General features: G+C 66.5%; 21 protein-coding genes. 8 read left to right on the top strand and 13 right to left on the bottom strand.

The window, feature by feature from the left end; translation table 11 throughout:
* Nucleotides 1-13: 13 nt before the first annotated feature.
* A complete protein-coding gene (gene mutY / locus KEC55_RS14680; protein ID WP_282505998.1) occupies nt 14-1,120 on the top strand; it encodes an A/G-specific adenine glycosylase in 1,107 nt (368 codons plus the stop codon).
* Nucleotides 1,121-1,170: 50 nt separating this feature from the next.
* Here the strand turns inward: mutY and KEC55_RS14675 are convergent, their stop codons facing one another.
* The 11 genes from KEC55_RS14675 to kdsD all read right to left on the bottom strand — a co-directional run bounded on the left by KEC55_RS14675 (nt 1,171) and on the right by kdsD (nt 10,414).
* Nucleotides 1,171-1,806, bottom strand: a complete 636-nt coding sequence (locus KEC55_RS14675) for an LON peptidase substrate-binding domain-containing protein (RefSeq protein WP_176049642.1) — start codon at nt 1,804-1,806, stop codon at nt 1,171-1,173.
* Between the two features lie 27 nt (nt 1,807-1,833).
* Nucleotides 1,834-2,742, bottom strand: a complete 909-nt coding sequence (gene rapZ, locus KEC55_RS14670) for an RNase adapter RapZ (protein WP_282505997.1) — start codon at nt 2,740-2,742, stop codon at nt 1,834-1,836.
* Nucleotides 2,743-2,817: 75 nt separating this feature from the next.
* Nucleotides 2,818-3,786 (bottom strand): HPr(Ser) kinase/phosphatase, encoded by a 969-nt coding sequence (gene hprK / locus KEC55_RS14665; RefSeq protein ID WP_011353227.1) that lies wholly within the window; start codon nt 3,784-3,786, stop codon nt 2,818-2,820.
* A 129-nt stretch (nt 3,787-3,915) separates the two neighbouring features.
* Nucleotides 3,916-4,428, bottom strand: a complete 513-nt coding sequence (locus KEC55_RS14660) for a PTS sugar transporter subunit IIA (RefSeq protein ID WP_034195643.1) — start codon at nt 4,426-4,428, stop codon at nt 3,916-3,918.
* A gap of 195 nt (nt 4,429-4,623) precedes the next feature.
* Nucleotides 4,624-4,983, bottom strand: coding sequence for a ribosome hibernation-promoting factor, HPF/YfiA family (hpf, locus tag KEC55_RS14655; RefSeq protein WP_006477786.1), 360 nt, complete (start codon nt 4,981-4,983; stop codon nt 4,624-4,626).
* Between the two features lie 158 nt (nt 4,984-5,141).
* Nucleotides 5,142-6,647, bottom strand: a complete 1,506-nt coding sequence (locus KEC55_RS14650) for an RNA polymerase factor sigma-54 (protein WP_282505996.1) — start codon at nt 6,645-6,647, stop codon at nt 5,142-5,144.
* Between the two features lie 170 nt (nt 6,648-6,817).
* Entirely contained in the window at nt 6,818-7,594 is a 777-nt protein-coding gene (lptB, locus tag KEC55_RS14645) for an LPS export ABC transporter ATP-binding protein (RefSeq protein WP_059233172.1), read from the bottom strand.
* Nucleotides 7,591-8,256, bottom strand: coding sequence for a lipopolysaccharide transport periplasmic protein LptA (gene lptA / locus KEC55_RS14640; RefSeq protein WP_282505995.1), 666 nt, complete (start codon nt 8,254-8,256; stop codon nt 7,591-7,593). The genes lptB and lptA overlap by 4 nt, the downstream gene beginning before the upstream one ends.
* A gap of 20 nt (nt 8,257-8,276) precedes the next feature.
* Nucleotides 8,277-8,891, bottom strand: coding sequence for an LPS export ABC transporter periplasmic protein LptC (gene lptC / locus KEC55_RS14635; RefSeq protein WP_176049646.1), 615 nt, complete (start codon nt 8,889-8,891; stop codon nt 8,277-8,279).
* Nucleotides 8,892-8,894: 3 nt separating this feature from the next.
* The gene (locus tag KEC55_RS14630) at nt 8,895-9,431 is read right to left on the bottom strand and encodes a KdsC family phosphatase (protein WP_176049647.1); all 537 of its coding nucleotides are present in this window, start codon (nt 9,429-9,431) and stop codon (nt 8,895-8,897) included.
* Nucleotides 9,431-10,414 (bottom strand): arabinose 5-phosphate isomerase KdsD, encoded by a 984-nt coding sequence (gene kdsD, locus KEC55_RS14625; RefSeq protein ID WP_282505994.1) that lies wholly within the window; start codon nt 10,412-10,414, stop codon nt 9,431-9,433. Before kdsD ends, KEC55_RS14630 begins: the two co-directional genes overlap by 1 nt.
* 125 nt (nt 10,415-10,539) lie before the next feature.
* On the opposite strand from kdsD, the gene KEC55_RS14620 reads away from it, so the two are divergent.
* The 5 genes from KEC55_RS14620 (at nt 10,540) to purU (ending at nt 15,665) form a co-directional block, all read left to right on the top strand.
* Nucleotides 10,540-12,546, top strand: coding sequence for a monovalent cation:proton antiporter family protein (locus KEC55_RS14620; RefSeq protein WP_282505993.1), 2,007 nt, complete (start codon nt 10,540-10,542; stop codon nt 12,544-12,546).
* Nucleotides 12,547-12,628: 82 nt separating this feature from the next.
* On the top strand, nt 12,629-13,195 hold the full coding sequence (locus KEC55_RS14615) for an adenine phosphoribosyltransferase (protein WP_282505992.1): 567 nt from the start codon (nt 12,629-12,631) through the stop codon (nt 13,193-13,195).
* Nucleotides 13,196-13,237: 42 nt separating this feature from the next.
* Entirely contained in the window at nt 13,238-13,852 is a 615-nt protein-coding gene (locus KEC55_RS14610) for a LysE family translocator (protein WP_176049651.1), read from the top strand.
* A 5-nt stretch (nt 13,853-13,857) separates the two neighbouring features.
* Nucleotides 13,858-14,724, top strand: a complete 867-nt coding sequence (locus tag KEC55_RS14605) for an NUDIX hydrolase (RefSeq protein ID WP_282505991.1) — start codon at nt 13,858-13,860, stop codon at nt 14,722-14,724.
* Between the two features lie 56 nt (nt 14,725-14,780).
* Complete coding sequence (purU, locus tag KEC55_RS14600) at nt 14,781-15,665, top strand: formyltetrahydrofolate deformylase (RefSeq protein WP_282505990.1); 885 nt, start codon at nt 14,781-14,783, stop codon at nt 15,663-15,665.
* A 91-nt stretch (nt 15,666-15,756) separates the two neighbouring features.
* Here the strand turns inward: purU and KEC55_RS14595 are convergent, their stop codons facing one another.
* Together KEC55_RS14595 and uvrA are read right to left on the bottom strand one after the other, a co-directional pair.
* Nucleotides 15,757-16,842 carry an AI-2E family transporter gene (locus tag KEC55_RS14595; RefSeq protein ID WP_282505989.1) on the bottom strand — a complete coding sequence of 362 codons (1,086 nt, stop codon included), beginning with the start codon at nt 16,840-16,842 and terminating at the stop codon, nt 15,757-15,759.
* 244 nt (nt 16,843-17,086) lie between these two features.
* On the bottom strand, nt 17,087-19,972 hold the full coding sequence (uvrA, locus tag KEC55_RS14590) for an excinuclease ABC subunit UvrA (RefSeq protein ID WP_176049655.1): 2,886 nt from the start codon (nt 19,970-19,972) through the stop codon (nt 17,087-17,089).
* A 265-nt stretch (nt 19,973-20,237) separates the two neighbouring features.
* On the opposite strand from uvrA, the gene KEC55_RS14585 reads away from it, so the two are divergent.
* Both KEC55_RS14585 and KEC55_RS14580 read left to right on the top strand, forming a co-directional pair.
* Nucleotides 20,238-21,425: an MFS transporter gene (locus KEC55_RS14585; RefSeq protein ID WP_048025666.1), complete on the top strand. Its 1,188-nt coding sequence runs from the start codon at nt 20,238-20,240 to the stop codon at nt 21,423-21,425.
* Between the two features lie 100 nt (nt 21,426-21,525).
* Nucleotides 21,526-22,089 (top strand): single-stranded DNA-binding protein, encoded by a 564-nt coding sequence (locus tag KEC55_RS14580; RefSeq protein WP_282505988.1) that lies wholly within the window; start codon nt 21,526-21,528, stop codon nt 22,087-22,089.
* The last annotated feature ends 408 nt before the right edge of the window (nt 22,090-22,497 follow it).

Below are 22,497 nucleotides of genomic sequence, written 5' to 3'. Positions count from 1 at the left end.
ACGATTAGATAACTTGAAGCCGCCCCGCATCGCCCCCGCTCCGTTCCCCGTCACGCCGCTGCATCGCACGTTCGCCACGCGCCTCGTCGCGTGGCAGCGCGAGCACGGCCGCCACGACCTGCCGTGGCAGAACACCCGCGATCCATACCGGATCTGGCTGTCGGAAATCATGCTGCAGCAGACGCAGGTGTCGACCGTCATTCCGTATTACACGCGCTTTCTCGAACGCTACCCCGACGTCGCCGCGCTCGCGGCCGCGCCGACCGACGACGTGATGGCGCTGTGGGCGGGGCTCGGCTACTACTCGCGAGCGCGCAACCTGCATCGCTGCGCGCAGGTCGTCGTTGCCGAGCATGGCGGCGCGTTTCCGGCAACGCCCGACGCGCTGGCCGAACTGCCGGGCATCGGCCGCTCGACGGCCGCGGCGATCGCGTCGTTCGCCTACGGCGCGCGCGCGACGATTCTCGACGGTAACGTGAAGCGCGTACTCGCGCGCGTGTTCGGCGTCGAGGGGTTTCCGGGCGAGAAGCGCGTCGAGAACGACATGTGGGCGCTCGCCGAATCGCTGCTGCCCGACGCGGCGAACGCGGCTGACGTGAGCGCCTATACGCAGGGGCTGATGGATCTTGGCGCGACGCTGTGCGTGCGCGGCAAGCCCGATTGCGCGCGCTGCCCGTTCGCGGGCGATTGCGTCGCGCAATCCACGGGCCGCCAGCGCGAACTGCCGGCCGCGCGGCCGAAGAAGGCCGTGCCGACGCGCAAGACCTGGATGCTCGTGCTGCGCGACGGCGACGCCGTGTTGCTGGAACGGCGGCCGCCGACCGGCATCTGGGGCGGGCTGTGGAGCCTGCCGCAAGCGGACGGCGATGCGGCACTCGCGGAACTCGCGCGCGGCTTCGGCGGTGGCGGCACGGTGCCGCTCGCGCCGCTCATGCACACGTTCACGCATTTCCGGCTGGAGATCGAGCCGCGGCTGAGCGACGTGGCGGACGGCGGCGGATTGCCTTCGTCCGCACGAGACGCCGATACCGCGTGGGTGCCGCTGAGCCGGCTCGATGCGTACGGCGTGCCGGCGCCCGTGCGCAAGCTGCTCGACGCACTGAGCGGGCCGCTGCTGTAACGAAGGGGGAAGGGCGCCGAGCTGCCCGGAAATCGCCGGGCCGGTGACGCTTACAGCCAGCCGTGCCGGTCGAGCACGTGGTGCACGGCGTCGATGCGTGCGCCGACGTCCGGAAACTCCATCAGCTTCTGCCGCGCACGCAGGTCGAGCGGCAGCAGTTCCGCGAGGCGGTTCGACACCCAGCTCGGATCGTCGAGGCGGAACGGTTCGCCGAACGGCATTTTCTCCGGATCGGACTTCTTCAGCGCGTTGATGATGCGCTCGAGCACCTCGGCGCACGAACCGAATTGAGCGAGCGTCTGCTCGCCTTCGAGCGGGATGTCGTCGGGCAGCGGCTCCGCGATGCCGACCAGCAGTCCGTTGCCTTCCACGCGATACGACAGCAGCTCGAAACGCTGCGTGCCGACCGCCTGCAGATACAGCATCCCGAATTCACCGGTATCGCACTCGGTGATGCGCGCCATGCAACCGATGGTCTCCGGCACCGACACGGCACCGTCCTGCGCGACCTCCGGCCCGCTCTTCAGCAGGCACACGCCGAACGGCGCGTCATCGCGCAGGCACGCGCGGGACATGTCGAGATAGCGCGCCTCGAACACCTTGAGCGGGAGCAGGCCTCCCGGAAACAATACCGTGTGCAGTGGAAACAGCGGCAGGTCGATCAGGGAGGTCGATAGGGAGGACATGGCGCGCTGACAAGGGAGCGGGCGTCGCTAGGGTCGGGTGACCTCGGAGACGAGCCGCGACGACGCGTCGACATCCACTGGCGCGTCACGATGCCGCACGATCACGTTCGCCTCGTGCGCAAGGCGCGCGGCGAGCGTTTCCGCGATGAACACCGAGCGATGCTGGCCGCCCGTGCAGCCGATGGCGACGGTCAGGTAGCTGCGGTTGTCATCACGGAAGTGCGGCAGCCATTTCATCAGGAACGCATGGATGTCGTCGATCATCTGGTGGACGATCGGCAGTGCGTCGAGAAAGGCGATGACCGGCTGGTCGAGCCCGGTGAGCGGGCGCAACTCGTGGTCGTAGTACGGATTCGGCAGCGCGCGCACGTCGAACATCAGGTCGGCGTCGAGCGGCACGCCGCGCTTGAAGCCGAACGACTCGAACATCACCATCAGGTCGTTGTCTTTCTGCTCGATGAAGCGCTTGACCCAGGTGCGCAGCACGTTCGCGCGCAGCGTGCTCGTATCGATCTGGTGGCCGAATTCGGCGAGCGGCGCGACGAGGTCGCGCTCGCGCTCGATCGCCTCCTCGAGCGACGACAGCAGGCCGACGTCCGCATCGTGCGACAGCGAGCCGGACAGCGGATGGCGGCGGCGTGTTTCGGAGAATCGCTGGATCAGCGCCTGGGTGCTTGCGTTGAGGAACAGCACGCGCACGTCGTGCTCGCCCGACAGTTCGCGGATCAGGCCGGGCATTTCGTCGAGCGACGCGCTCGAGCGCGCGTCGATCGCGACCGCGAGCCGACGCTGGCCGTTCTGGGCGAGGTAGCGGGCGAGTTCGGGGAGCACGTGCGGCGGCAGGTTGTCGACGCAGTAATAGCCTGCGTCTTCGAGCGCGTTCAGCGCGACGGATTTGCCTGAGCCGGAGATGCCGGTGATAAGGACAATGCGCATGGGAAGCAGAGAATCCTGACGTTTCATCATAGCACCGGCTCGACGCGTCGGCGTTGCGCGGCCGGCGCGTGCGGGTTACACCAGTTTGCCGGGGAACTGACTGTCGGGATCTTGCATCGCGAGTCGTTGCCGATCCATGAAATCGCGCAACGTGTCGATTCCGCGCAACTGCAGGATCGTGTTCCGGACGGCCGCCTCGACCAGCACCGCCAGGTTGCGGCCGGCCGCGACCTGGATCGTGACCTTGCTGATCGGCAAGCCGAGCACGTCGACGGTCTGGCTTTCGAGCGGCAGGCGCTGGAATTCGCCGTCGGGGCGCCGTACGAGCTGGACGATCAGCTTCAGCTTCATTTTCCGCCGTACGGCGGTTTCACCGAAGATCGTCTTGATGTCGAGCAGGCCGAGGCCGCGCACTTCGAGCAGGTTCTGCAGCAGCGGCGGGCAGCGTCCTTCGACGAAATCGGGGCCAAGTCGAACGAAATCGACCGCGTCGTCGGCGACGAGGCCGTGGCCGCGGCTGATCAGTTCGAGGCCGAGTTCGCTCTTGCCGAGGCCCGAATCGCCGGTCAGCAGCACGCCCATCCCGAGGATGTCGATGAACACGCCATGCAGCGTCGCGCGCGGCGCGAGGATGCGCGACATGTAGAGCCGCAGGCTGTCGATCACCGCGGCGGCTGACATCGGCGTCGTGAACAGCGGGGTGGACGAGCGCGTGCAGCGCAGCACGAGCTCGGGCGGGGCCGCGGCGCCGCCGGCGACGACGAGGAACGGCGGTTCGAGCGCGATCAGCTCGGCCATGTGGCGCGAGCGGTCTTCGTCGGTCTGCCGCTGGTAGTAGTCGATCTCGGCTTCGCCGAGCACCTGGATCCGGTTCGGGTGGATCAGGTTCAGGTGGCCGACAAGGTCGGCGCTCGACGTCGCATTGCCGACCGTGTCGGCGGAAAAGCCGCGCTCCCAGCCTTCATGCCCCGTCAGCCAGCTCAGTTTCAGCGTGGCCGCGTTGTCGTCGAAGATGCTCTGGGCGTTGATGCTGGACGTATCCATGACTCTCGTCACTCCAATGAGCCGGTGCATGCGCGCGGCGACGGGCGTCGCCATGCCGAGCCGGCGCCGGGCGGCCCTGGACGGCGGCATGTGCCGCCTCGTACCGGAAAAAATTCCGCCCGGATCAACTCAAGGTTGCCACTGAGTGAGCAGGCGATGCAACTCGGCGATATCCGTTTCGTTGTGCAGACGCTCGCGCGCGTCGCGATCGGATAGCAGTTGCGCGATTTCCGACAGGATCTCGAGGTGCTGCTGGGTGGCTTGCTCGGGGACGAGCAGGAAGATCAGGAGGCCGACCGGCTGGCCGTCGGGCGCTTCGAACGGGATGGCATCGGCGAGGCGGACGAACGCGGCGAGCGGGTGCTTGAGACCCTTGATGCGACCGTGCGGAATCGCGACCCCTTCGCCGAGCCCGGTCGAACCGAGGCGCTCCCGCGCGAACAGGTTGTCCGTGACGGTGCTGCGGGCGATGCCGTTCTGATTCTCGAACATCAGCCCGGCTTGTTCGAAGACGCGTTTCTTGCTGGTGACTGAGAGGTCGATGACGACGTTCTCTATGGGCAGGATTTTGGCTAGGCGATTCATGTTGGCAGGCGATTGGGCGGCCTGGGGTCTCCTTGCTGCGGCAGACTGATTTTCCATGTTCGGTGATATCAAGGCATGTGGCATCGGCAACCTGCTACGCAGCTACCGCACCCAACGCCCCCCGGCGATAACCGAAACATTATAGAGCACAGCCGCGTGCGTGGCGCGGCACGGTCGGACCGGTTGCACCATAGCGCGGAGTCGCAAAAAAAACGCCCGGCGAACCGGGCGGCGTGCGTGTTGCAGTAAAGGTTATTGCGGCGGCAGTTCGATCTGGTCGATCGACGGTTGAAGCTTGATCGGGTCGTGCGCGTGCGTTTGCAGGCGCTCCATGTGCTTGACGACCTGGCGATCCAGCTTGTCGATCAGCAAATCGATCGCAGCGTACAGGTTGCCGTTCGCGCTTTCGACGAAGATGTCCTTGCCCTTCAGGTGCAGGTTGATTTCCGCGCGCTGCTGCTTGTCCTTTTCCTTGTGATTGTCGACCGAGAGGATCACAGTGCCATCGATCACCTGATCGCTATGCCGTAGCACCCGGTCCAGCTTGGTGATCACGTATTCGCGAATTGCAGGCGTGACTTCGAGATGATGTCCACTGATCTTCAGGTTCATAGTGCTTCTCCAAGCGAGTGACCACCCGGCCGCATCGAGGCGGCGCTCCGGTCGACTTGCCCCTGCCGCACGTGGCGGCGTATCGCTGACAGGTCGCCCGGCCTGTTCCCCGTGTGCGCGGTGGCCGGAACACGCCTGCCGCCGGGCAGGCAGCAGGCCTAAAGAGACTTTCGCAGATTGACGGCCGGGATCTTGAGGGCTTCGCGATATTTCGCAACCGTGCGGCGCGCGACCACGAACCCCTGTTCTGCCAGCAGCTCGGCAATGCGGCTATCCGAAAGTGGCGATTTTGGGTCTTCAGCTCCTATCAGTTGCTTGATCAGGGCTCGGATGGCGGTCGACGAAGCGGCGCCACCGGTGTCGGTCGAGACGTGAGATCCGAAGAAGTACTTAAATTCAAGCGTCCCGAACGGGGTCAGCATGTACTTCCCGGTTGTCACACGGCTGACAGTCGACTCGTGTAGGCCCAGCGTATCAGCTATTTCCCGCAAAACCAAGGGGCGCATGGCAATTTCACCGTGCGCAAAGAAGTTCTTCTGACGCTCGACAATAGCCTGCGCGACACGCAGGATCGTGTCGAATCGCTGCTGGATATTCTTGATCAGCCAGCGCGCTTCCTGGAGCTGTTGCTTCAGCGAACCGGCCGACGGATCCCCGCGGCTGTTGCGCAGGATGTTCGCGTACAGGTTGTTGATCCGCAGGCGCGGCACGACCTCCGGATTGAGCTCCGCGAGCCATCCCTGGCCGGCCTTCTTCACGATGATGTCGGGCACGACGTAGTCGGCCTCGGCCTTGCCGTACGCGGCGCCGGGGAACGGCTCCAGCGAGCGGATCAGCGCATGCGCGTCGCGCAGCGCGTCGTCGCTTGCCTTCAGGTGCTTGCGCAACCGTGTGAAATCGCGGGCGGCGAGCAGTTCGAGATGCTGCGACACGATCTCGAGCGCGAGCGTGCGTGTCGGGGACGGATCGAGGCGCAGCAGCTGCAGCTTCAGGCATTCGGACGCCGAGCGCGCGCCGACGCCGGCCGGGTCGAAGCTGTGCAGCAGTGCGAGCGCCGCGTTCAGTTCGTCGCAGTCGATTTCCAGCTCGGGCGGCAGGTCGGTGAGCACTTCGTCGAGCGTCGCGGTCAGGTAGCCGTCGTCGTCGAGCGATTCGATCAGGAACATCACGAGCGCACGATCGCGCGGGCCGGCCTGCGTGACGCGCAACTGCGCGGACAGGTGGTCGCGCAGCGACGTCGCGGCTTCCTGCACCTGCAGCGGTGGGAGATCGTCGTCGTCGGACGCGCCGCTCGCGCGGCCGAACTCGTCGAGATTCCATTGCGGGCCGTCGTTGCCGTCGCCGGACCCATAACCGTCGTAATCGTCGGCGCCGCCTCGCTCGTCGCGCTCCGTACGATCACTGGACGTGCTGCTGCCGTTTGACGAGGCCGGCTCGGTGTTCTGCGCGGGCGGCGTCTGCGCGATCAGCGATCCGTCCGCCGCGACGCGCAGCGGGCTCGCGATCCATTCGTCGTCGTTCTCGAGCAGCGGGTTCTGCGCGACGGCCATCGCGACTTCCTGCTGCAATTCGAGCGTCGACAACTGCAGGAGCCGGATCGACTGCTGCAGCTGCGGCGTCAGCGCCAGATGTTGCGACAGGCGGAGTTGAAGGCTGGCTTTCATGGCAAGGAGGGAGTCATACCGGCAGTTTGCCACGACCCAGGCGCATTGAGCCATCCGCGATTACGCGCGGCGCGCGGCCCGGCCGCAGGCATGGCCGCGGGCATGGTTGCAAAGCGGGGAGCCGCCCCGCGCGGCGATGCCGGGCGGGGGCAGCCAGCCACGAGGGAGCGTTACATGCGGAAGTGTTCGCCGAGGTACACGCGGCGCACGCTTTCGTTTTCGATGATTTCGCTCGGTGCGCCGGCGGCGAGCACCGAGCCGTCGCTGATGATGTACGCGTGATCGCAGATGCCGAGCGTTTCGCGGACGTTGTGATCGGTGATCAGCACGCCGATGTTGCGCTGCTTCAGGAACTTGACGATCTTCTGGATCTCGAGCACCGCGATCGGGTCGACACCGGCGAACGGTTCGTCGAGCAGGATGAAGTTCGGGTTGGTCGCGAGCGCGCGTGCGATTTCGACGCGGCGTCGCTCACCGCCCGACAGCGACAGCGCGGGGTTCTCGCGGAGGTGGCCGATCTGCAGTTCGTCGAGCAGTGCCTCGGTGCGCGACGAGATCGCGTCCTTCGACAGCCGCTTGCCGTCTTCGCCGTACTGCAGCTCGAGCACCGCGCGGATGTTTTCCTCGACGGTGAGCTTGCGGAACACGGACGCTTCCTGCGGCAGGTACGACAGGCCGAGCGACGCGCGCTTGTGAATCGGCAGCAGGCTGATCGAGCTGCCGTTCAGCGAGATCTCGCCCGCGTCGAGCGGCACGAGGCCGACGATCATGTAGAACGACGTGGTCTTGCCGGCGCCGTTCGGGCCGAGCAGGCCGACGACTTCGCCGCTCTTCACGTCGAGCGACACGTCCTTGACGACCGTGCGCGAGCCGTAGCGTTTCTTCAGGTTGCGGACGACGAGCGAGCTCGTGGTGCCGGCCGGCTGGCGGTTCGGTAGCGCGTTCATTGGCCCGGCGCTCCCTGGATCGTGGTCGACGGCGACAGCTTTGCCGGCGCGCCGTTCAGCGGCGCGGGGCCGCCATTCTTCGGCGACAGCATCGCGCGCACGCGGCCGTTCGGGTTGCCCGGCGCGGCGACGTCCTTGCCGCCCTTCGCGGTATAGAAGTCACGCTGGCCGTCGTACGTGATCACGCTGCCGTGCACGGTATCGGCGACAGTCGACGAGCCCTGCAGGCGGCGTACGGTCGCGGCGGTCGTCAGCGTGGTCAGGTCCTGCTTGCCGTCGTAGTCGATGCGCTCGCCGTCACCGTCGATGTATTCATCGAGGCCTTCGCGCTTCTGGCGGAACGTCGCGTGCTTCTTGCCGCTGCCGAACGACGTTGCGTACTGATAGCCTTCCGGGTCCTGGCGCACTTCGACGCGATCGCCCTTGATGATGATCGTGCCCTTCGTGATCACGACGTTGCCGGTCGCGACCGTGACCTGCTTCAGGTCGTCATAGGTCAGGTTGTCGGCCTCGACGTTGATCGGCTTGCTCTGGTCGGCCTTCTCGGCATGGGCGAGCGGCGCCAGCCCGATCAGCGGGAGCGCCACGAGCGTCGCGGCGAGCGCGGCGCGGACGGCGCGCGCAGCGCCGCCGGAAATCTGTCGAGGGAACGGTTCGTTCATGCAGTCACGTGAGGGATGCGTCACTTGGGTTGACCTTTCGAGCCGCCGGACGTGTCCGCGGCGGCGATCGTGCCGCGCACGTTGCCGTAAAGCTCGATGACCCGGGTGACGTTGTTGTACTTCATGCCGTCGGTCGCGTTGACGAGCGACAGGCCGCGCTGAAGTTTAACCGGCTTTTCGGTCTGGATCACATCGTCATTGACGAAGATCCGGAAATGCTGGGAATCAGCCTGCATCTGCGGATCGCCGCCGCCGGCCGCACGGAGGATGCGCGCATTGTCGTACAAATCGACGATCGACACGTCGCCGTTGACGGTGCCGCGCTTCGCGGTGGTCGTCACGACCGGCTTGCCGGGCTGGAACGCGCGCATGGCCGGATCGGTCAGGTCGCTGTTTTCAGTGTCTTCGTAATGGATCAGCTTCGCGGCCGTCAGCCGGTACTGGGTCGTGCCGGACTGGTCGAGCTCGGTGACCGAGAAGTTGTCCGCGAAATAGTCGGGCGTGTGGCGCTTCGGCTGCACGATGCCCTCGCCGGGCGGCGGCAGCGTGGCCTGCAGCAGCCACCACGTGATGCCCGCGAGCGCGGCGACCGCGACGAGCGGCAGCAGCTGGGTCCAGCGGAAATGCGTATTCATCCGTCAGGCTCCGCAGGCCGCTGCGAGCAGCGCGTCGTAGCGGCGCTGCGCGCGCAGGATCGCGTCGCAGACTTCGCGCACGGCGCCCTGGCCGCCGCGGGCCTCGGCCACCCAGTGCGCGCGGGCGATCACCTCGGGGTGCGCGTTCGCGGGGGCCGTCGCGAAGCCGCAACGCAGCATCACGGGCAGGTCGGGCCAGTCGTCGCCCATGTAGCCGCACGCGTCGGCGGTGAGGCCGAGCGACGCGATCAGGTCGGCGAACACGGTGAGCTTGTTCTCGACGCCCTGGAACAGGTGCGCGATCTTCATTTCCTTCGCGCGCGCCGCGACGATATCCGAGCGGCGGCCCGTGATGATCGCGGTCGCGATGCCGGCTTCGCCGAGCAGCTTCACACCGTGGCCGTCGAGCGAATTGAACGACTTCATCGTGTCGCCGGCCGCGGTAAACAACAGGCCGCCGTCGGTCAGCACGCCGTCGACGTCGAAAATCATGAGCTTCACGCGGCTCGCGCGTTCGGCCGCAGTCAGCGCTGCGCTCATCAGATCACCTTCTTCGAAAACAGGTCGTGCATGTTCAGCGCGCCGATCAGCGCGCCGTCGGCATCGACCACGAGCATCTGGTTGATCCGGTGGCGCTCCATCAGTTCCACGGCTTCGACCGCGAGATGATCCGGTGCGATCGTGCGCGGGTCGCGCGTCATCACGTCGGTGATCGACAGCGTGCGGAAATCGCCGTCGCGCGCGAGCACGCGGCGCAGGTCGCCGTCCGTGAAGATGCCGACGACCTTGCCGCCGGCGTCGACCACGGCCGTCATGCCGAGGCGCTTCGCGGTGATCTGGAACAGCGCGTCCGACAGCGTCGCGTCGAGCCCGACGGACGGAACGTCGTCGCCCGAGCGCATCACGTCGCGCACGTAGGTGAGCAGGCGCCGGCCGAGCGCGCCGCCCGGGTGCGAGCGCGCGAAATCTTCCGAACCGAAGCCGCGCGCGTCGAGCACGGCGACGGCAAGCGCATCGCCGAGCGCGAGCGCGGCGGTCGTGCTCGCGGTGGGCGCGAGGTTCAGCGGACACGCTTCCTTCGACACCGCGGCGTTCAGGTTCACGTCGGCGAGCGTGCCGAGGCTCGACTCCGCGCGGCCCGTGATCGCGATCAGCTTCGCGCCGATCCGCTTCACGAGCGGCAGGATCGCGACGAGTTCTTCCGATTCGCCGGAATAGGAGATGCCAATGAAGACGTCGTCGGAGGTGACCATCCCGAGGTCGCCGTGGCTGGCCTCGGCAGGGTGGACGAAGAAGGCCGGCGTACCGGTGCTGGCCAGTGTGGCTGCGATCTTGCGGGCGATATGCCCCGATTTGCCGATGCCGGACACCACCACGCGGCCGCGGCAGCCGAGCAGCAGCGCGACGGCCTGGACGAAGCCGCCGTCGAGCTGGTCGCGCAGCGCGCGCACGGCGTCCGCCTCGATGTCGAGCACGTCGCGGGCGAGCGCGAGCGCCCGGTCATCATTGATTTTCGCTATCATGCGCGGAGTATAGCAAAGGCGTTTGTTCGCCGCGCCGGGCCTTCGGTCTCGTCCGATGTCGCCTGTCCACCGCCACCACCCGCGCCCGCATTGCCGTGGCCCCGACGAACGAGGACGCTTCGCCTGTGATTTCCCCGCTCGAAATGACCCTGCTGCTGCTGCTGGCCTCGGTGGTGGGCGTCGTCGTATTCCGCTCGTTGAACCTGCCGCCGATGCTCGGCTATCTGACCGTCGGCATCCTGGTCGGCCCGCATTCGCTCGGCATCGCCGCGGATCTCGAACGGGCCGAGCACCTCGCGGAGTTCGGCGTGGTGTTCCTGATGTTTTCGATCGGCCTCGAATTCTCGCTCGCGAAGCTGAGGGCGATGCAGCGGCTCGTGTTCGGGCTCGGGTTGCTGCAGGTGGTCGCGACGCTCGTGCTCGCGCTTGTGCTCGGCATGGTGTTCGAGCACTGGGTGCACATCACGTGGCAGGGCAGCATCGCGCTCGGCGGCGCGCTCGCGATGTCGTCGACGGCGATCGTGTCGAAGATGCTCGCCGAGCGGCTCGAGATCGAGACCGAGCACGGTCGCAACATCTTCGGCGTGCTGCTGTTCCAGGATCTCGCGGTGGTGCCGCTGCTGATCGTGATCGCCGCGTTCGGCGCCGAATCGTCGAAGGACCTCGCGATCACGCTCGGCTTCGCGGCCGTGAAGATCGTGATCGCACTCACGCTGCTGCTGGTCATCGGCCAGCGCTTCATGACGCGCTGGCTCAACGTCGTCGCGCGGCGCCGCTCGCAGGAATTGTTCGTGCTGAACCTGCTGCTCGTCACGCTCGGCGCCGCGTTCATCACCGACCGCTTCGGCCTGTCGCTCGCGCTCGGCGCGTTCATCGCGGGGATGCTCATCTCCGAGACGCCGTTCCGCCATCAGGTGGAAGAGGACATCAAGCCGTTCCGCGACGTGCTGCTCGGCTTGTTCTTCGTGACGACGGGGATGCTGCTCGATCCGCGCGTGATCTGGGAGCACCCGTTGCTCGTGCTGGGCTTCTTCGTCGGCCAGATCCTGTTCAAGGGGACGATGATCGCGGGGCTTGCGCGGCTGTTCGGCGCGACGCCGGGCGTCGCGATGCGCACCGGCATCGGCCTCGCGCAAGCCGGCGAATTCGGCTTCGTGCTGTTGAACCTGATCCTCGACCGGCATCTCGTCGATTCGACGCTGCTGCAGGCGATCCTCGCGTCGATGCTGCTGTCGATGCTCGCCGCGCCGTTCCTGATCCAGAACGCCGACCGGATCGTGATGCGGCTGTCGTCGACGGAATGGATGCAGCAGTCGCTGCAGATGACTCGGATCGCGACGCAAAGCCTGAAGCAGCGCGGCCACGTGATCATCTGCGGCTACGGCCGTGCGGGGCAGAACCTGGCACGGATGCTCGAACAGGAAGGCATTTCGTACGTCGCGCTCGACCTCGATCCCGATCGCGTGAGCGCGGCCGCGACGGCCGGCGAATCGGTCGTGTTCGGCGACGCGGCGCGCCGCGAGTCGCTGCTCGCGGCCGGTATCCACCGTGCGGCGGCCGTTGCGATCACCTATGCGAACACGCCGTCGGCGTTGCGCGTGCTGCACCACGTGCACGAGCTCGAGCCGACGCTGCCGGCGATCGTGCGTACCGTCGACGATGCCGATCTCGAGAAGCTGCTCGCGGCAGGCGCGACCGAGGTGATTCCGGAGATCGTCGAGGGCAGCCTGATGCTCGCGTCGCACACGCTGGTGCTGGTCGGCGTGCCGATGCGCAAGGTCGTGCGGCGCGTCGAGGAAATGCGCGACGAGCGTTACAGCCTGCTGCGCGGCTATTTCCGCGGTGCGGACGACGCGGACGACGACGACCACGAGCAGGTGCGGCTACAATCGGTGCCGGTCGATGCGCGCGCGGACGCGGTCGGGCGTTCGCTGGAAGAGCTCGGGCTGTATGCGCTCGGGCTGGAAGTCACGGCGATCCGCCGGCACGGCATCCGCGGCGTCGAACCCGATCCGCAGACCAAGCTGCGCGCGAGCGACATCGTGGTGCTGCGCGGGCTGCCCGAGGCGCTCGCGCTCGCGGAGGAGCGGTTGTCCCGCCATCGGCGCGATCCGCCGGCCGCGGCCGCCTGAGCCGCGCTTGGTTTGATAACCTGACCCGTATTTATTCGAAACGGTGCCCGATCTTCGCGCACCGTTTTTTTCGGAGAGTTTCATGCCGCATTCGTCGTCGGGCGCACCGCTCGATCCGGTCGCCTTCATCCACAGCCAGATCCGCACGGTGCCCGACTGGCCGCAGCCGGGCGTGCAGTTCCGCGACATTACGACGCTGCTGCAGAGCCCGAAGGCGCTGCGCATCCTCGTCGACCTGTTCGTCGAACGCTATGTCGATGCGAAGCTCGACTACGTCGCGGGCCTCGACGCGCGCGGCTTCATCATCGCGCCGATCGTCGCGTACGAACTGAGCGTGGGCTTCGTGCCGATCCGCAAGGTCGGCAAGCTGCCGTACAAGACGCGCTCGGAATCGTACGACCTCGAATACGGCAGCGCGACGGTCGAGATCCACGAAGACGCGTGCCGCCCCGGCGACCGCGTGATCATCATGGACGACCTGATCGCGACCGGCGGCACGATGATGGCGGGGCGCAACCTGCTGCAGCGGCTCGGCGCGGTGGTCGTCGAAGGCGCGGCGATCATCGACCTGCCCGATCTCGGCGGCTCGGCGCTGCTGCGCAACGCGGGCCTGCCCGTCTATACCGTTACCGAATTCGGCGGCCACTGAGCGCAGGCCAGCGTTAGCGTCCGTCATACAGCGAGGTCACCGATGCCCAACTTCATGCTGTTTCTCGCCACGTCGATCGCGATCACGTTCGCGCCCGGTCCCGACAACCTGCAGGTGCTCGCGCGCGGCATCTCGCAGGGCCGCGCGGCCGGCTTCGTCGCCGCGCTCGGCTTCACCGCCGGGATCCTGTTCCACACGACGCTCGCGGCGCTCGGCGTCGCGGCCGTGCTGCGTTCGTCGCCGGTCGCGTTCCAGATCCTGAAGCTCGCGGGCGCGGCCTATCTCGTGTGGATCGGTATCAAGGCGCTGCGCAGCCAGGGCCTCGCGAACGCGCATGCGCGCCCGCCGCAGCCGCTCGGCACGATCTTCCGGCAGAGCGTGATCGGCAACCTGATGAACCCGAAGGTCACGCTGTTCTTCGTCGTGTTCCTGCCGCAGTTCGTCGATCCGCATGGCGCCCAGGGCGTGACGCTGCAGATGTTCGAACTCGGCGCGCTGTTCATGCTACAGACGGCCGTGGTCTTCTCGCTGTTCGGCGTCGGCGCGGGCATGATCGGCGCATGGCTGAAGCGCCGCCCGAAGGCCGGCGTGTGGCTCGACCGGATCGCCGGCGCGACGTTCATCGCGATCGGCATCCGCGTCGCGCTGAAGGACTGATCGCGATGACGTTTCCGTGTATCGCGGCCGCGCGCCGTTTCGATCCGGCCGCGCACCTGCGTTTCGAGATCGCCGGCCAGGCGGTCGGTTGGGTGCGCCGCCAGGACGTCGCGAAGCTCGCGCGCTGGCCCGACGTGTTCGAGCTGTCCGACGAGCGTGTCGTGCTGTCGGCGCGCTACGACTCGGTCGACGCGCGCAGCATGGCGCTGGCAAGTGCGATCGGCGCGCTCGCGGCCGAAGGCGCGATTCCCGGCTGGCGCGACGAGATCTACGCGATCCGCAACCGCTTCGACGATCCGCCGCTCGCGTACATCGAGCGCGCCGCGTCGCGCTTCTTCGGCACGCAGACCTATGCGGTGCACGTGAACGGCATCGTAGAATATGCGGTTGCGCCGGGCGAGCCGCGCGCTGCGGCCGTGCCGCAGATGTGGCTCGGCCGCCGCAGCGAGACCAAGGCCACCGACCCCGGCATGCTCGACAACGTCGTCGCGGGGGGCATCGGCTGGGGCCTGGGCGTTCACGAGACGCTCGCGAAGGAGTGCTGGGAAGAAGCCGGCATTCCGCCAGAACTGGCCGCGCGCGCGATCGCGGGCCGAGCGGTGCAGGTGCTGAACTCGCTGCCGGAAGGCACGCAGTCCGAACTGATTTTCGTGTACGACCTGCCGCTGCCGAACGACTTCGCGCCGCGCAACCAGGACGGCGAAGTGGCCGAGCACCTGCTGGCCGGCGTGCCCGAGGTGATCGGCTGGCTGCGTGAAGGCCGCGCGACGATGGACGCGAGCCTCGCGACGCTCGACACGCTGCTGCGCCACGGCTGGATTCCGGCGGCCGACGCGGCCGGCATCGACGCGCTGTTCGCCCCGGCCGCGTGACGCAGGCGCGGCGAACGGGCAATTTGACGAATACGGAAACAAAGGGAGTAGCGGTCATGCCGACCGATCACAGCTTTATCTTGAAACTGTCGTGCCCTGACCGGCACGGCATCGTCCACGCGGTCTCGGGCTTCCTGTTCGACCGCAGCAACAACATCCTCGATTCGGCGCAGTTCGGCGACAGCCGCACCAGCGAGTTCTTCATGCGCGTGCACTTCGAGCAGGACGGCGACGGCACGGATGCCGCGACGGCGCTCGACACGCTGCGCAAGGAGTTCGCACCGCTCGCCGAGCAGTTCTCGATGCGCTGGGAGCTGCACGACGCGGCCGTGAAGCCGCGCGTCGTGATCATGGTGTCGAAGATCGGCCATTGCCTGAACGACCTGCTGTTCCGCTATCGCACCGGCCAGCTGCCGATCGAGATACCGGCGATCGTGTCGAACCACAAGGAGTTCTACCAGCTCGCCGCGAGCTACAACATCCCGTTCCATCACTTTCCGCTGATCGGCGGTTCGACCGATGCCGCGAAGGCCGCGCAGGAAGCGCGCGTGCTGGAAGTGATCGACGAGCACCAGGCCGATCTCGTCGTGCTCGCGCGCTACATGCAGATCCTGTCGCCGAACATGTGCGAGCAGCTCGCCGGGCGTGCGATCAACATCCACCATTCGTTCCTGCCGAGCTTCAAGGGCGCGAAGCCGTACTACCAGGCGTTCGACCGCGGTGTGAAGCTGATCGGCGCGACCGCGCACTACGTGACGACCGATCTCGACGAAGGCCCGATCATCGAGCAGGAAGTCGAGCGCGTCGACCACAGCATGACGCCCGACCAGCTGACCGCGATCGGCCGCGACGTCGAGTGCGTGACGCTCGCGCGCGCGGTGAAGTGGCACGTCGAGCACCGGATCGTGCTGAACGGGACGAAGACGGTCGTGTTCCGCTGATTGACTGGCGCGGGCCCGTACCAGCAAAAACGCCGCACCCTTTACGGGGTGCGGCGTTTTTTATTGCTCGAGCCTGGGCGCGCGGGCGTCTTCAGATCAGCCGCAGCAGGTACAGCTCGCGTTTCAGGTACGCATAGAAGATCGGCGCGGCGATCACGCCGGGCAGCCCAAACGCGGCTTCCATGATCAGCATCGCGAGCAGCAGCTCCCACGCGCGCGACTCGATCTGGCCGCCGATGATCTTCGCGTTCAGGAAGTATTCGAGCTTGTGGATGATCACGAGGAATGCGAGCGACGCGATTGCGGTGCCCATGCTGACCGACAGCGACACGGCGACGATCAGTGTGTTCGAGATCAGGTTGCCGATCACGGGCAGCAGGCCGACGATGAACGTGACGAGCACGAGCGTTTTCGACAGCGGCAGCCGCTGGTGGAAGATCGGCAGCGCGACGAGCAGGTAGATGCCGGTGAACGCCGCGTTGATCGCGGAGATCTTGATCTGTGCGAACACGATCCGGCGGAATGCGTCGGCGAAGCGCGACACGCGCGTGACCAGCGCGGTCGACAGCGGCCGGCGCACCTTGCCGTGTTCGACGCCGATCGCGATCATCGCGCCGATGATCATCCCGAACAGTATGTGGCCGAAGCCGCGCGCGACGCTCTTGCCGCTCTGCTGGAGCTGGTCCATGTGCGAGTGCATCAGCACGGCGGCCTTCGTCTTCATCTGCTCGACGTCGACGGGCAGCAGGTTCGCGATCCAGGCCGGCGTGCGCGCGCGGGTTTGCTCGACGATCTGCATCAGCTGGTCGAGCAGGCTCTGCAGGTTCGGCACCGTGCGCTCGAAGTGTTCGATGATGCCGATCGTCAGGCTCGTCAGCGCGCCGACGATCGCGATCGACAGCAGCACGACGGCGACCCAGCGCGCGCGCATGCTCGTGGTGTGGCGTTCGATCACGGGGGCGATCGTGTGGATCAGCTGGTAGACGAGCAGGCCGGCCAGCAGCCCGCCGAGCAGCTTGAGCTCGATCACGAGCCACATGGCCAGGATCGCGAACAGGTAGCTGCCGATCTCGAGCGCCGACAGCTTCGGCAGGCTGAAGTCGCTCGTCAGCCGCACGCTGCGCAGGTGCGGTTCGCGATTCTGCGCATCGCGCGACGAGTCTGGTTGCTTCTCCATCGTGGATTCCTGTCGTTCGTGTGTCATGCCGCGGAATGCGTGGCAGAGCCGTGTTCGCCCGGCGCCGCACCGGATTGGTGCGTACGGAGAACCTTACGACCGTAAAGTATAGCTGCCATTATGGTCCGCAATGGGGCCGTTTGGCGCATGGTGTAAACGCAGAAGGGAAAACGAGGGGAGGCCGGTTGCGCGGCGCGAAGGGGCGCGCGCGGCCGGGCGGCCGCGCGCGGGAAGGCGGCGGCCGTCAGCCGGCCGCGACCTTGCGGGCCGTGCGCTTGAGCAGCGGCGCGAGGTACTTGCCGGTGAAGCTCGCCTTCGTCTTCGCGACCTGCTCGGGCGTGCCCTGCGCGATGATCTGGCCGCCGCCGGCGCCGCCTTCGGGGCCGAGGTCGATCACCCAGTCGGCTGTCTTGATCACGTCGAGGTTGTGCTCGATGATCACGACCGTGTTGCCCTGGTCGCGCAGCCGGTGGATCACTTCGAGCAGCAGCGCGATGTCGTGGAAGTGCAGGCCGGTGGTCGGCTCGTCGAGGATGTACAGCGTGCGGCCGGTATCGCGCTTCGACAGCTCCAGCGACAGCTTCACGCGCTGCGCCTCGCCGCCCGACAGCGTCGTGGCCGACTGGCCGAGGCGGATGTAGCCGAGGCCGACGTCGAGCAGTGTCTTCAGCTTGCGCGCGATGACCGGCACCGCGCTGAAGAACTCGTACGCGTGCTCGACCGTCATGTCGAGCACTTCGCTGATGTTCTTGCCCTTGTACTGCACTTCGAGCGTTTCGCGGTTGTAGCGCTTGCCGTGGCACACGTCGCACGGCACGTAGACGTCCGGCAGGAAGTGCATCTCGACCTTCAGCACGCCGTCGCCCTGGCACGATTCGCAGCGGCCGCCCTTCACGTTGAACGAGAAGCGGCCCGGATCGTAGCCGCGCTCCTTCGAGGTCGGCACACCCGAGAACAGCTCGCGGATCGGCGTGAACAGGCCCGTGTAGGTGGCCGGGTTCGAGCGCGGCGTGCGGCCGATCGGCGACTGGTCGACGTTGATCACCTTGTCGAAGTGCTCGAGGCCCTCGATCGCCTCGTGCGGCGCCGGCTCGGCCGACGAGCCGTACAGGTGGCGCGCGACCGCGTGATACAGCGTGTCGTTGATCAGCGTCGACTTGCCGGAGCCCGACACGCCGGTGATGCAGGTCAGCAAGCCGATCGGCAGCTCGAGATCGACGTGCTTCAGGTTGTTGCCGTACGCGTCGACGATGCGCAGCATCCGCTCGGGATCGGGTGCGAGCCGCTCGTCCGGGTACTCGATCGTGCGCTTGCCGAGCAGGTACTGGCCGGTGAGCGACTGCGGGTTCGACTGCACCTGCTTCGGCGTGCCTTCGGCCACGATCACGCCGCCGTGCTCGCCCGCGCCGGGGCCCATGTCGACGACGTAGTCGGCCGTGCGGATCATGTCCTCGTCGTGCTCGACGACGATCACCGAGTTGCCGAGGTCGCGCAGGTGCTTGAGCGTCGCGATCAGGCGGTCGTTGTCGCGCTGGTGCAGGCCGATCGACGGCTCGTCGAGCACGTACATCACGCCCGTCAGGCCCGAGCCGATCTGCGACGCGAGCCGGATGCGCTGCGCCTCGCCGCCCGACAGGGTCTCGGCGCTGCGCTCGAGCGACAGGTAATCGAGGCCGACGTTGTTCAGGAACGTCAGGCGCGCGACGATTTCCTTGATCACCTTGTCGGCGATCTCGCGCTTCGCGCCTTCGAGCGTCAGGCCGTCGAAATAGCCGAGCGCGTCGCGCAGCGGCCAGCCGCTGATTTCATAGATGCCGCGCGCGTAGTCGCCCGTGCCGATCCGCACGTGGCGTGCCTCGCGGCGCAGGCGCGTGCCGTCGCACGACGGGCACGGCTGGTTGTTCTGGTACTTCGACAGCTCTTCGCGCACCGCGACCGAATCGGTCTCGCGGTAGCGGCGCTCGAGGTTCGGGATGATCCCCTCGAATACGTGCTCGCGGATCGTCGTGCGGCCACGCTCGTTGATGTACGAGAACGGGATCGTCTGCTTGCCCGAGCCGAACAGCAGTACCTTCCGGATCTTTTCCGGCAGGTCCTCGAACGCGGCGTCGATGTCGAATTCGTAGAACGCCGCGAGACTCTGCAGCATCTGGAAGTAGAACTGGTTGCGGCGGTCCCAGCCCTTCACGGCGCCGGCGGCGAGCGACAGCGACGGGTGCGCGACGACCCGCTTCGGGTCGAAGAACGTGATCTGGCCGAGGCCGTCGCATTCCGGGCACGCGCCCATCGGGTTGTTGAACGAGAACAGGCGAGGCTCGAGCTCCTGCAGCGAGTACGAGCAGATCGGGCACGCGAACTTCGAGCTGAACAGGTGTTCGCGGTCGGTGTCCATCTCCAGCGCGATCGCGCGGCCGTCGGCGAGGCGCAGTGCGGTCTCGAACGATTCGGCGAGCCGCTGCTTCATGTCCGGGCGCACTTTCAGGCGGTCGACGACGACGTCGATCGTGTGCTTGTCGTTCTTCTTCAGCTTCGGCAGCGACTCGACTTCGTAGATCTTCGCGACGCCTTCGTTCGCGGTGCCGCCGCCCGAGCGTACGCGAAAGCGCACGAAGCCCTGCGCCTGCATGTCCTCGAACAGCTCGGCGTGCTCGCCCTTACGGTCGGCGACGACGGGCGCGAGGATCATCAGCTTGGTTTCCTCGGGCAACGCGAGCGCCGCGTCGACCATCTGCGACACGCTCTGCGCCTCGAGCGGGATCTCGTGGTCGGGGCAGTAAGGCGTGCCGACACGTGCGTACAAAAGTCGCAGGTAGTCGTGGATTTCGGTGACCGTGCCGACGGTCGAACGCGGGTTGTGGGACGTCGCCTTCTGTTCGATCGAGATCGCGGGCGACAGGCCCTCGATCAGGTCGACGTCGGGTTTCTCCATCAGTTGCAGGAACTGGCGGGCATACGCGGACAGGCTTTCGACGTAGCGGCGCTGGCCTTCGGCATAAAGGGTGTCGAACGCGAGCGACGACTTGCCCGACCCGGACAACCCGGTAATCACGACCAGCTTGTGGCGCGGCAGGTCGAGATTGACGTTTTTCAGGTTGTGGGTGCGCGCCCCACGGATACGGATCTGTTCCATGAACCTGGCGAAAATGGAGGGAACCAAACCTGCTACTATAACGGCTTTTCGAGACCGTCGTTTACGGCCCCCAGCCTTTACAGCAGGTGGCAGCAAGGCGACACCCGCACCGGGGAAAGCGGTCGCGCCGCACGGTTCCGGGCGGCCCGCGGGCCGTCAGCATCCTGCCCCGACGTGTCGCCCGCCAGGCCTCCCGGGCCGCCGGTCCTGATCTTCCGCCGCCCGCCGCCGGGCGGACACTCCGATCATTCGAAATTCATTCCCGATGTCCAATCCGTCTGCCACGTCTTCCCGCATGACTGCGCCCGAACTGCGCGCGACCACGTCGCTCGCGGCGATCTTCGCGCTGCGCATGCTCGGCCTGTTCATGATCATGCCGGTGTTCTCGGTCTACGCGAAAACCATCCCGGGCGGCGACAACGTACTGCTCGTCGGCCTCGCGCTCGGGGCCTACGGCGTCACGCAGTCGCTGTTCTACATCTTCTACGGCTGGGCGTCCGACAAGTTCGGCCGCAAGCCGGTGATCGCCACGGGCCTTGTGATCTTCGCGATCGGCAGCTTCGTCGCCGCGTCCGCGCACGACATCACGTGGATCATCGTCGGCCGCGTGATCCAGGGGATGGGCGCGGTGTCGTCCGCGGTGCTCGCCTTCATCGCCGACCTGACCTCCGAGCAGAACCGCACGAAGGCGATGGCGATGGTCGGCGGCTCGATCGGCGTGTCGTTCGCGGTCGCGATCGTCGGCGCGCCGATCGTGTTCCACTGGGTCGGGATGAGCGGGTTGTTCGCGATCGTCGGCGTGCTGTCGATCCTCGCGATCGGCGTCGTGCTGTGGATCGTGCCCGACGCGGCGAAGCCCGTGCACGTGCCCGCGCCGTTCGCCGAGGTGCTGCACAACGTCGAGCTGCTGCGCCTGAACTTCGGCGTGCTGGTGCTGCACGCGACGCAGACGGCGCTGTTCCTCGTCGTGCCGCGCCTGCTGGTCGACGGCGGGCTGCCGGTCGCCGCGCATTGGAAGGTCTACCTGCCGGTGATGGGGCTCGCGTTCGTGATGATGGTCCCGGCGATCATCGTCGCGGAAAAACGGGGCAAGATGAAGCCGGTGCTGCTCGGTGGCATTCTGGCTATCCTGATCGGCCAATTGTTGCTCGGCAGCGCACCGCATACCATCCTGATTGTGGCGGCGATTCTCTTCGTCTACTTCCTCGGTTTCAACATTCTGGAAGCGTCGCAGCCGTCGCTCGTGTCGAAGCTCGCGCCCGGTTCGCGCAAGGGCGCGGCCACGGGCGTCTACAACACCACGCAGTCGATCGGGCTCGCGCTCGGCGGCATCGTGGGCGGCTGGCTGCTGAAGCACGGGGGCGCCAACACGGTCTTCTATACGTGTTCGGGGCTCGTGGCCGCGTGGCTTATAATCGCGGCCAGCATGAAAGCGCCGCCGCGCAAGGCCTGAACCTTATTTCGGGCAGGCGCCGGCCGCGCGCCGGCTTGCCCGGTGGGCCGTCCCGGCAATATGCGCCGGCGGCCCGGCATCGAATTTACTGGAGAAACACATGGCATCCGTCAACAAGGTCATCCTCGTCGGCAATCTCGGCGCCGATCCTGAAGTCCGTTACCTGCCGAGCGGCGACGCGGTTGCGAACATCCGTCTCGCGACGACCGACCGCTACAAGGACAAGGCAAGCGGCGATTTCAAGGAAATGACCGAGTGGCATCGCGTCGCGTTCTTCGGCCGTCTGGCGGAAATCGTCAGCGAATACCTGAAGAAGGGTTCGTCGGTCTATATCGAAGGCCGCATCCGCACGCGCAAGTGGCAGGGCCAGGACGGCCAGGATCGTTACTCGACCGAAATCGTGGCCGAACAGATGCAAATGCTCGGCGGCCGCGGTGCGGGCGGCGGCGGCGGTGGCGGCGGTGACGAAGGCGGTTACGGCGGCGGCTACGGTGGCGGCGGCGGCGGCGGCGGCGGTCGCGGCGAGCAGATGGAACGTGGCGGTGGCGGCGGCGGTCGTGCCGGCGGCGCGGCGCGTGGCGGTACTGGCGGCGGCGCGCAAAGCCGTCCGAGCGCACCGGCCGGCGGCGGCTTCGACGAGATGGACGACGATATTCCGTTCTAGGCGGAACGTTAGTTCCTAGTGTAAGGATAGACCCGATTTTTTGGGCTAAATCAACGATTTAGCTTGGATCTTCGGGTCTTTTTTCGTTTACACATTTTTCGATCTAGGCGGAACATACCTAATCGGTAAAAAATGGGTTCCATTCGTCGAATGGAGCCTAGCGTGACCCAATACGCAATTCGTGAAGTTCGTCTTGAGAACGGCGAACGCTAACCTCTCTTGGTGCACGGAGACCCACTGGGTTTGCCAGTTCCAGAGATCGCGGAATATCTCGTCGCGAAGCTCAGTGCGCGTGGGCTTCGACTAAGGAGCATTCACCATCGAGCCGAAGCGCTCGGGCTGGCGAACGCTTCAGCGACCAGACCACTCTTTTTGAAACACTCTCTAAGTTGACGCGCACTGATAAAC

The sequence above is a fragment of the Burkholderia cepacia genome, from assembly GCF_029962485.1.
Taxonomy (GTDB): domain Bacteria; phylum Pseudomonadota; class Gammaproteobacteria; order Burkholderiales; family Burkholderiaceae; genus Burkholderia.
This window is presented reverse-complemented; position numbering and strand designations above follow the sequence as displayed.